5 protein-coding genes are annotated in these 11,052 nt (G+C 68.8%); 3 read left to right on the top strand and 2 right to left on the bottom strand.

Annotated elements, in window-relative coordinates:
• The first annotated feature begins 14 nt into the window (after positions 1 to 14).
• Positions 15 to 1,925, top strand: coding sequence for an ATP-binding cassette domain-containing protein (locus LuPra_RS22975; RefSeq protein WP_110174831.1), 1,911 nt, complete (start codon positions 15 to 17; stop codon positions 1,923 to 1,925).
• A gap of 104 nt (positions 1,926 to 2,029) precedes the next feature.
• Positions 2,030 to 2,521, top strand: a complete 492-nt coding sequence (locus tag LuPra_RS22970; protein ID WP_110172919.1) for a hypothetical protein — start codon at positions 2,030 to 2,032, stop codon at positions 2,519 to 2,521.
• Between the two features lie 45 nt (positions 2,522 to 2,566).
• Here LuPra_RS22970 and LuPra_RS22965 read toward each other — a convergent pair whose 3' ends face one another.
• Together LuPra_RS22965 and thrC are read right to left on the bottom strand one after the other, a co-directional pair.
• The gene (locus LuPra_RS22965) at positions 2,567 to 3,364 is read right to left on the bottom strand and encodes a FadR/GntR family transcriptional regulator (RefSeq protein ID WP_162271477.1); all 798 of its coding nucleotides are present in this window, start codon (positions 3,362 to 3,364) and stop codon (positions 2,567 to 2,569) included.
• A 72-nt stretch (positions 3,365 to 3,436) separates the two neighbouring features.
• Entirely contained in the window at positions 3,437 to 4,753 is a 1,317-nt protein-coding gene (gene thrC, locus LuPra_RS22960; RefSeq protein WP_110172917.1) for a threonine synthase, read from the bottom strand.
• Between the two features lie 216 nt (positions 4,754 to 4,969).
• On the opposite strand from thrC, the gene LuPra_RS22955 reads away from it, so the two are divergent.
• A complete protein-coding gene (locus LuPra_RS22955; RefSeq protein WP_110172916.1) occupies positions 4,970 to 10,927 on the top strand; it encodes a PEGA domain-containing protein in 5,958 nt (1,985 codons plus the stop codon).
• Positions 10,928 to 11,052 lie beyond the last annotated feature (125 nt).

Here is an 11,052-nt window from a genome sequence, read left to right as displayed (position 1 = left end):
TGGCGTTCAGAAAAATGGCTCTCATCGAACTCGGTGGCGTGACGGTGGCGTTCGGTCACCGTCCCCTGCTCGATGCCGCGACGCTGCGGCTCGACGCGGGCGAACGCGTGTGCCTGATCGGCCGTAACGGTGCGGGCAAGTCCACCCTGCTGCGCATGGTGTCGGGTGAACTCGCGGCCGACGCCGGCCGGGTCTGGCGGCAGCCAGGGCTGCGCGTGGCGAGGCTGGAGCAGGACGTACCGCCAGGCGGCGACCGGACGGTGTTCGCGGTGGTGGCCGAGGGGCTCGGGGCCCTTGGCGCGCTTGCCACCGAGTACCACCAGGTGGCACACGACGTGGCCGAGCACGCCACGCCCGCGGCGATGTCGCGCCTCGGTGAACTGCAGGACGCACTCGAGCGGCAGGATGGGTGGCGCCTGGAACAGCGCGTCGAGGACGTCATCGTACGACTCGATGTGCCTGCCGATGCGCCGGTCAACACCCTCTCGGGCGGGCAGCGGCGTCGCGTGCTGCTGGCGCAGGCGCTGGTGCGGCAGCCGGACGTGCTGTTGCTCGACGAACCGACCAATCACCTCGACATCGACTCGATCGAATGGCTCGAGGCGTTCCTTCGCGACTACACCGGCGCGCTGCTGTTCGTGACCCACGACCGGACGCTCCTGCGGTCGCTCGCGACTCGCATCGTCGAACTCGATCGCGGCGCGTTGCGCAGTTACCCGGGCGACTACGACGCCTACCTGTCCACACGCGAAGCGGAGCAGGAGGCCGACGCGCAAGCCGAGCAGAAGTTCGACAAGTTGCTCGCGCGCGAGGAGGCCTGGATTCGCCAGGGCATCAAGGCGCGGCGCACCAGGGACGAAGGTCGCGTGCATGCCCTCGAGGCGATGCGGCGCGAACGCGCACAGCGGCGCGAGAAGGCGGGTACGGTGCAGCTGTCAGTCGATGACAGCGAGCGATCCGGTACGCTGGTGCTCGAGGCGCGTCATCTCCATCATCGCTTCGGCGATCGCGTGATCGTCGGCGACTTCAGCGGGCGGATCATGCGTGGCGATCGCGTCGGCATCCTCGGGCCCAATGGATCGGGCAAGACCACGCTGCTGCGCCTGCTGCTCGGCACGCTGCCCGTGCAGGCCGGTGAAGTCCGCCGTGGCACCAACCTCGAGGTCGCGTACTTCGATCAGGAGCGCGAACAGCTCGACCCCGATCTGACCGTGATGGATACGGTCGCCGATGGTCGCCAGATGGTCGACGTGCCAGGCGGCGGGACGCGCCACGTGGCCGGCTACCTGAAGGAGTTCCTGTTCACGCCGGAGCGCTTCCAGTCGCCGGTGCGGGCCCTGTCGGGCGGCGAACGTAACCGGCTGCTGCTGGCCCGGCTGCTCGTGCGGCCGGCCAACGTGCTGGTGCTGGACGAACCGACCAACGACCTCGACCTCGAGACGCTGGATGTCCTGGAGGATCTGCTGCTTGGATTTGCCGGCACGCTGCTGGTCGTGAGCCACGATCGCGCCTTCCTCGATCGCGTGGTGACCAGCACGATTGCCTTCGAAGGGCAGGGCACCGTGCGCGAGTACGTCGGCGGCTATGCGGACTGGGTGCGCCAGAAAGCCGCCCGCGACGCGCTGGCGGCGGCCGCCGCGTTACCGGCGAAGACGGTTCCCGCTCCACCGCCGGTCGCTGCGGCGCGGATCGTGAAGTTGACCTACAAGGAGCGGCAGGAACTCGATGGCCTGCCGACGCGGATCGCCGATCTCGAGACGCGCAAGCAGGAACTCGAGTCGGCGATCAACGCCGCGGACTTCCACCTGCGCGGTGCCGTGGGCATGGCCGACGTCGCGTCGGGTCTCGAAGCGACCGAAGCGGACCTCGAACGCGTCATGGCTCGCTGGCTCGAACTCGAAGCCCGCGCGGACGCGGCGCGGTAGAATGCTCGTTTCACGGCAGCCTACGGCCTCCAGCCTACAGCCTGCCCGACTCAGTCTTGACTTCACACCAGCCGGCAGCCGTAGGCCGCAGGCTGCAGGCTCTTATGTCCGACCTCGAACAGATCACCCGCGCCTCGCAACTCTGGAAGCTCATGACCGAAGGCCAGCGACGGCAGGCCGCCGAAGCCTTCTGGGCTGAAGGCGAGGCCGGCGCAGAGCACGCGGAAGTCATCGGGCTGCTGTCGCGGCGGCTCAACTTCCGCGTCAAGTCCGTCCTGGCGTTGCCGTCCGAGAAGCGGGCGAAGTACACGGCCGGCCTGGCCGCGGTGTCCGATGGGGTCGCGGGCCGCTTACTGGTGACCTTCCACCTGACGCACCAGCGCGCGATGATGAGCACGTTCCTCGACGCCCTCGGCATCTCCCATGAGAACGGCCTCATCGCCGACGATGCGGCACCGGCGCTGGACGAGGCGAAGCTGCCGGAGGCGGTCGCGGCCCTGCGGGCGCAGTACCCCGTCGAGGACGTCGATCTCTACCTGCACACGCTGCGGCTCCAGGATCACAAGACCTGGGGCGGGGTGGGCGCGTTCCTCTGATGTCTCGCCAGCCAGGTACGCCGGCGCACGGTCGACCGTGCCGCGTCAGGCGCTGACCACAGCCGATCGGTCGCCTTCCTCGATCGCCTGCGCTTCATAGGACAGTTGCAGGTGCCTGTCCATCGCCTCGCGAGCGGCGCCGCTGTCGCGCTGGCGAATGGCCATGTAGATCCGCCGGTGCATCTCGGCCGATTCGCGGAAGTCGCGCGCCCGCCCGACCGTCCCACGCCGGCGCTCGTAGAACACCTGCGACAACATCTCGACCAGCGACGTCAGGATCGGGTTGCCGCATGCGGCGGCGACCGCCTGGTGAAAGCGGATGTCGTGGCGCAGGAAGTCCTGCGGATTGTCGAGGGACGCGAACATGCTCGTCACCTCCTCGGCGATGGCGGCGATCTGTTCACCAGTCGCTCGCGTTGCACTCAGGGCCGCGACGCCGACCTCGATCATCCGTCGCGCCTCGAACATCTCGTCGCGCGTGAAGCCGTGCAGCGCCGCGAGGAAGCGGAGTGGCTCGGTTTCGAGCGTTGGCGGACCATCGGCGATGAACGTGCCGGAACCGTGACGCGACTGGATGATGCCCATCGTCGACAGTGCGCGCAGGCCGACGCGCACGGACGAGCGGCTGACGCCGGTCTGCAGGGCGAGGGCGCGCTCGGGCGGCAAGCGATCACCGGGGCGGAGTTCGCCGCGCTCGAGGCGCTCGCGTACGTGTTCGACGATCGTCTCGGCGGCGCTGGCATGGGGGCGGCTCGACTGGCGCCAGCCATTGGCGGCGCTGGCCGATGAACGGGCACGCGCGGAGGTGTCGCCCGCGTCCGCCTCATGACGGACACCGGTCATACCGGGGCCTTGTTGCATGCCGCTCTTGTATCACAAGTGTGACGCACGCGACACGCGCAGGCGCATCAGGCCTCAGGTATGCGTGTCGATCGCCCGGCGCACCGCGTCGTAGTCATTGGGCAACTCGATGGGTGTGTTCGACAGTCGCGCATCGATGCCTTCGAGTTGGCGCGTGTGGTACTGCAGCTTGAAGTCGCTGAACTTCAAGCCGTTGGCCGTGGACACGACGACGACCCGCTGATCCTTGGTAATTTCACCGCGAGCCGCCAGCTTCTCGAGCACCGCCAGTGCGACGCCGGTGTGCGGGCAATTGAACATGCCGGTGCGGTCCGCCCGGGCCGAGGCGTCGGCCAACTCGCTCTCGCTGGCCTGCTCGACGATGCCGTCGTAGGCCTGAAGGGTCCTGATCGCCTTACGGATGGAGACCGGGTTGCCGATCTGGATCGCGGAGGCCAGGGTGCTCTGCGCCTGCACCGGCGTGAAGTCCCAGTTGTTCGCGTAGGCAAGGTACAGCGGGTTGGCGCGAGCCGCCTGCGCGACGACAATCCGCGGCCGCTTGCTGACGACGCCGAGCGCCCGCATCATGTCGAACCCGGCCCCGAGCGCACTCACGTTCCCCAGGTTGCCGCCGGGGATGATGATGACGTCGGGCACCTGCCAGTCCCACTGCTGCACGATCTCGACCGAGACCGTCTTCTGGCCCTCGAGCCGGAGGCTGTTCATCGAGTTGGCCAGGTACACGCCCTCTTCGGCGGCGAGTCGCTGCACGATCGCCATGCAGCCGTCGAAGTCGGTATCGAGCGATAGCACGAGCGCGCCGTTGGCGATGGGCTGCAGCAACTGCGCGACCGAGACCTTGCCCCTGGGCAACAGGACGATGGAGGGTATGCCGGCGGCCGCCGCGTAGGCCGCCAGTGCGGCCGACGTGTCGCCGGTCGACGCGCAGGCGATGGCCCGCACCTGCTGGCCGTCGCTGATCATCTGGCGCACCGCCGAGACCAGCACCGTCATCCCCAGATCCTTGAAGGACCCGGTGTGCGAGTTCCCGCACTGCTTGATCCAGAGATCCGGCACGCCGAGGCTCGCGCCGTAGCGCTCGGCCCACAACAGGTTGGTGCCCCCTTCGTCCATCGACACGATCTGGTCGTCGCGGATGTCCGGGCAGACCCATTCCTTCTTGCCCCACACCGCCGAACCGTAGGGCCAGAGCGTCCGCTTGTAGCGTTCGTCGAAGAGCCGCATCCAGGCCCCGGCCGACCGATCCTTCAGGGCCTCCACGTCGTGCGCGACCTCCAGGAGATCGCCACAGGTGGGACACCGGTACAGCGGCGTGAAGAGCGGGTGGGTGCCATGGCACCCGGCGATGCAACGGAATGAAGCGCGGTACATATCAGCCGATTACAAATCTGTGGCGCCAGTTGCACGGTTGCGTGCCGTCACGGCGCAATGGAGCCCACCCGACGCGATGCCGATTCAACAACCGCCCAACGGACAACGACTTGCCAACGAGGGTCAGGAACGACAGGTCTGGTGCGGCCGTTGCAGGACCAGTAGGACGATGCGTCTGATCGCTGCGGCTTTCGACACCCGGAAAGGACGCGCGCGGTGAAAGTAGCACACCTCTCGGAACCGGCGGAAGAACGTGTGATCTTTCGTGACGGCCTCGGTGTGCGCGAGCGGCGCGACACGGGTACTGGCGAGCTGGTCGAGTGGTTCCACCTCGATCCGGCGTTCGCGAGTGTCGAGATCCCCCTGCGCGAGCGCGTGACGCGCCTCGCCAAGCTCCAGCACGTCAAGTTCTCCCGCATCCTCAGTCTCGAGCCGGCCCGCAAGGACTGCGGCCCGATTCTCGTCTCCAGTCACGTCCCGGGCAACCGCCTGTCCGAGGTGCTCGAGATGGCCGGCCACGGCCTGGTCACCTTCGAGCCGGGCGCGGGCCTCCAGATCCTTCGCGACGTGCTCAGCGCCCTCGCGGTGCTGCACGACTCCCGCAACGTGGCCCACGGCTCCCTGGCTCCAGAGCGCGTAGTGCTGACGGCCACCGGGCGGGTGGTCATGGTGGAGCACGTGCTGGGGCACGCCCTCGACCGGTTGCAGCGCCCGCGTCACCAGTTGTGGCGTGAATGGCGGGTGCCGACGCCGCCCGCCGCTGGCACCGTCCGGTTCGACATGCAGACCGACTTCGCCCAGGCCGGCCTGCTCGGCCTGGCGGTCCTGCTCGGGCGACCCATCGACGAGGAGGAGTACCCACATCGTCTCCGCGGCCTGCTGCCGCTGGTACAGGACCGGCTCGGTCGATCGCCATCGGCACCGATCGCCAGCGACGTCGTCGCGGTGCTCGAGCGGCTCGCACCGGTCGACAGCCGGCGCGCGTTCAAGACCGTACGTGACGCCCAGCAGGCCCTCGAAGGGCTGTTCTCGGGCGGCGGTGCCGCGTTGGGCGCGAGCCCCGCGCGGGTCAAGAGCGTCGTGGCCGCGGTTGCCGCGATAGCCGCCGCCGAGGCACCAGCAGCGTCGGCCAGCGATGCTGCCCAGGCACCCGCCACTATCGTCGTCGCAGCACCCGTGACGTCGCTGACGTCCGCGGCCGAAAATGCGCCGGCGCGAGTGCAGGCGCCGCTGGAGGAGACCGCATCGGCATCAGAGGCCGAGATCGACATCGAGGCGTTGCTGGCGCTCGAGGCCGAACTCGAGGACGGCTCGTCACCGGCGTCCCCGCCACCAACGACGCAACGCGCGACAGGCCGTGCGGCGTCAGCGACGCGCACTGCACCGGACGCCGCGCCCACCATGCCGGCCGAGGACGACAGTCCCCTGGAAGCGCTTGCGCAAGAGCGACTCGATCTCGAACGTCAGTTCGCGGAACTGGTCGCCTCGGTTGCGCCTGTCTCCGCCAACGAAACGGTGCACCTGATCCCCGAGACGCCCGCGACCTCGGAGCCGCTGGTCGACGCGCGGGTGCTCTGGTCCTCGATGCCGGCCGCTGACGAGGCCGAGCCGGGCGATGCGATCGAGCCCGTGGTCGCGCCGCAGCTCGACGAAGTTGTGGCGCTGCCGGTGATCGAGGCCGTGGCGGCGGAGGACGACGAGGCCCCCGTGCCGTTCGCGGACACGAGCGTCTTCTCGCGACTCGACGTCGGTGCAGCGACCGAACCCTTGCTGATCGTCGCGACCGAGGAACCGCGGCCGACCGCGGCCATCGAGCACGTACCTGCGGAATGGTGGAAGGAGGCCTTGCCGTGGCGCGATGAGAGCGGGCCTGATGCGGCCGAAACCGCTGCCCAGGAGCCGTCGGCCGCCTCGGAGCACATGGTCGCAGAGGAGCACGCGGCTGCCGACGACGTCACGGCTGCCGATAGCGTTGCGGACGTTGCTGCGTCCGGGAAGGACGGCACGCCCGTCACGGCGGAGGAGGTCGGCGGACCCTCAGGCGACCTGGTCGATGCCGAAGTTGCGTCGACCTCCGCCAAGGCTCCGGCGGACAAGGGCGATGTGACGGTCCTCGACCTCGAGCCGGCTGCCGCTGTCGAACCGTCGATCGAACTCGCCACGGCCGTAGATGCGGTTGCAGTCGTCGAAGAGACATCGCACGACGACATCGCGGTCGTCGAGGACGAAGCCGTCATCGATGTGGCGGATGCCTCGTTGGATACGGAGGCTGCCCAGGACGAAACCGCGGTCGAGGTCACCGTCGCTCCCGACGCCATCGAGTCGGTTGACGGCGAGGCGTCGCACGACGACATCGCGGTCGTCGAGGACGAAGCCGTCATCGACGTGACGGAGGCCTCGTGGGATACGGAGGCCGCCCAGGACGAAACCGCGGTCGAAGTCACCGTCGCTCCCGAGGTCATCGAGTTGGTCGACGGCGAAGCGTCGCACGACAGCGTGGCGATCGTCGAGGGGGCGGTCCCGAGCGAAGTCGCCGTTGACCTCGATGCGGTGGCGGTTGCCGAGGACGAGTCCGCGGCCGAAATCGCAATCGACGCTGACGCCGTGGCTGTCGTCCAAGTCGAGACCGAGACGTGGCACGGCAGCGTGGCAATCGTCGAGGCCGCGACCGAAGGCGAGGTTGTCCTCGATGCGGGGGAAGTTGTCGGGGACGAACCCGCCCCCGCCCCCGCCCCCGCCTTCGCTCTCGGGGGCATCGACGTCGTTGAAGTCGAGGCGGTGCACGGCGGCGTCGCGATCGTCGAGGACGAGCCCGCGATCGAAAACGCTGTCGACCCTGACGCCGCGAATGTCGTTGACGTCGTCGACGTCGAGCCGTTGCACGACAGCATCGCACGCGTCGAGGACGAACCCGCCGTCGAGATCGCCGTCGGCGCTGAAGCGGCGGACGCCGTCGACGTCGACGCGATTCTTGCAGACGTCGCGGTGGTCGAGGACACCGCGGCTATCGAGGTCGCCGCCGCGCTCGACGCAGTGGCGGTGGACGCCCGCCAGGACGACGCACCCGATGTCGAAGGCGGCGCCGCGATCGACGTCGTGGTGATCGAACCGGCCGTGATCGTCGAGCCTGGGGCGATTCAGCCCGTCACGACGGATGTCGGGGATGTACCGGTGTTTGAAGCCGCCGTCGCCGATGCGACAGCGGGCATCGAGGTCGAGACGTTCCACGACGAGCACAGCGACGCGACTGTCGCAGTCGACTCGGACCTGGAACTCCAGCCGGCAGCGACGGCCGATGACGCGGTGTATCTCGCTCCTGACGCGGACTCGATGGCTCTCGCCGCGGACGAGTCCGACGCACGGGCGGCTGCCGATCACCTGACGGTCCTGTCACTCGGGGAGTTGCCTGACGACCACGTCACGGCGGTGCCGTTTGCACTGGAGCCGCATCGGGCCCCGGAGCCCGACGTGGTGCCGTCAGAGGTTGCCGTCGATGCCGTCGCCGACGTGACAGACGCCGCCGCGGCTGCATCCGACACAGCGATCATCGCCACGACCGACGCGTGGGCGGTGGCCGACGTGAATGTCGGCGGGGATGATGCGATGGCGCCGGTCGGCGCCTACCACCTCTTCGGCGACATCGAGCCCATCCTCCTTCAGCAGGAGGACGGGCCAGGGTCGATGCAGGCCGATGCGACCTTCGATGCCCAGCCCGTTGATGACGCCCCGTCGTTTGCGGCGGCTGCGTTGCTCTCTCGGGACGTCGGCGGCAACGACGCCCGCGATTGGCGCGCGGCGTTCCTTGGCGCGAACACGGATGCCGACACGCCAGCGGTGGCTGAGGGTGGGTTCTTCACGGGACAAACGGTCGCGGGCGATTCCGAGCCCGAGGCGGAACCCATCGTCGAGTTCGAGCCGATTGCGGAGCCCGCGGCAGAGTCGATGGACACCGCATCGGGATCGGTCGACGCACTCGAATCCGACGACTCGCGTGTTGCCGAGGTCGTGTGCACGTCCACCGATGATGAGCCGGGCATTCCGCTGCCGGACGCAGTGCCGGTCGTGTATGCGTCAGTCGCCGAAGTCGCCCCTCCATCCGAACCGACGACCGCGCCCGACGCTGCGCCCGCACATGTCGAGGAGGCTGCACCGGTAGACGAACGCGCCCCTGTCGAGGAATCCGACACGCGCGCGTACCCTGACCCGCAGCCGACACCCGACGCCCCGCTTGAACCTTCGCCGGTCGAGGCGCCCTCACGCGTCGAGATGCCGGCGATGTTCCCGCACAGCGTGCCAGAGGTCGTCATCGTCGACGACGGCCACGATGGCAACGCCTGGGACCATCTGCCGTCCGAACTCCCGGAAGTCACGGGCGACTTCGGATCGGCGGCTCAGCCAGACCTGGCGGCAGAGTCCTCGGCGGTGACGCACGAGGAGGACCATCACGACAGCACCGCGTCTGACCTGGCGACGAGCGCGTCCGCTTCGAAGAAGAAGAAACGTCGGTCTCGGCGCAAGAAGGGCAGCACAGCCGTTCCGACCGCGGCCCCCGCCGTGATCGCTGCCCCTGCGACCACCAGCATTCCGTTTGTGAACGTTGCCGCGGTCGCAAACGACGCGATCCAGGCGACGATCGCGGTGGCGCCGCCGGTTGTCCAGGTTGCAGCCGCGCCGTCGCCGCTCCAGGCAGAAGCGGTGCCTGCGCCGATCGTGGCGCTGCCGATGGCGATTTCGCTGACGCCGTCGGATCCGGGAGCACTGACGCCGAACGACGATGCGGGTCCCGAGATGGGCACACGGCAGGCGTCATTGCTCGGGCGCGAGGTGCCCGCGTGGACGCCTCCGAGCGACTTCGGCGCGCTGCGCCCTCGGGGCTTGCAGGCGTCAGCCAACGAGCTGGGATCGACCCCACAGGGGATCCATGGGGAGCCGCTCGCCGGCGAGCACGAGGCGAGCACGATCTCGATGGTCACGGGTCACGCCGGTCCGACACACGCGTTCGCGCCCGCGAGTGTCGCGATCGAGGCGCCGGCGCCAACGCCTGCCCCGATGCCGCCAGCGTCGTCATTTGACGACCCAGAGGCATTGCGTCCCTTCGAGCAGGAGATCCGTGCCGTCGGCATGCCCGACCTCGACGAGCTCCAGCCCAGGTCCGGACGCACGAACGTCAAGTCGATGGCAGAGGGGCTCGGGACGGTCACAGGATCGACGAGTCGACATGCGGCTCCTTCGGAGCCCTGGGTGTCGGCGCCCGCTGCCCAGCCGGAAGCTGCGCGAGGCATCAACTGGCGTCGATTCATCGCCGCGTCGGTGCTGATCGCGCTGTTCCAGGGCGTCGCGTTCGCCGCATGGTGGTGGGTGCAGCCGGGCGCGCGCGGCACGCTCGTGGTGCAGACGGCCAAGAGCGGTGTCGAGGTCCTGCTCGACCAGAAGGTCGTCGGCCGGACGCCGTTCCGCGAGGAGGTCGCTCCTGGCCGGCACACGCTGGGGCTGCGACAGGGCACCAACGTCCGCGAGATGCCCGTGGAGATCAGCGTCGGCGTTGTCACGACACAGACGCTGGAGTGGCCATCGTCGACCGGCGGCAAGGGTAACCTGCAGCTGACGTCGAATCCTGCCGGAGCCCAGATCGTCATCGACGGCAAGGTCCGCGGCACGACCCCGCTCCTGCTCGAGAACCTGCCGGCGGGCGACCAGGTGCTGATGCTGCGCGGCGACGCCGGTTCGGTCACCGTCAAGGCGATGGTCGTGGCCGACGAGACCACGCCGCTCGAGGTGAAGATCTTCGCGGGATGGGTCCTCGTGGATGCGCCCGTCGAGGTGAACCTGCTGCTCAACGGCCGAGAGAAGATCGGGTCGAGCATGGATGGCCAGATCCTGCTGCCGCCGGGCACGCACCGGTTGCGCGCGGTGAACGAGGCGCTCGGCATCCGCCAGTGGCTGACGGTCAAGGTCGAGCCCGGAGCCGTCGAGCGTGTGACGTTCTCCGTGCCGCCCGGCACGCTCACGTTGCCGTACGAGGCGGAGGTGTTCCTCGACGGCGCTTCGGCGGGAACGACGCCCGGGTCGATCAGGATTGCACCAGGCACGCACGAGATCGTCGTGCGCCTTGCCGACGGCACGGAGCGTCGCCAGACGCTGACGGTCCGCGCCGGGCAGCGGGTCGAAATCTAGGCAACGTAACGCCGAACGCTTAACGCTCAACGCCTGGGAACGATGGCCGAAGGCCGAACGACGAAGGCCGACGAAGAACACAGAAAGGGCCCGCCCCGGCAGTCCGGAGCGGGCCCTCTGTCGTG

Source organism: Luteitalea pratensis (assembly GCF_001618865.1).
In the GTDB taxonomy this organism is placed as follows: Bacteria; Acidobacteriota; Vicinamibacteria; order Vicinamibacterales; family Vicinamibacteraceae; genus Luteitalea; species Luteitalea pratensis.
The sequence above is the reverse complement of the archived record's forward strand: the minus strand, read 5'-3'. Positions and strand labels throughout refer to the sequence as shown.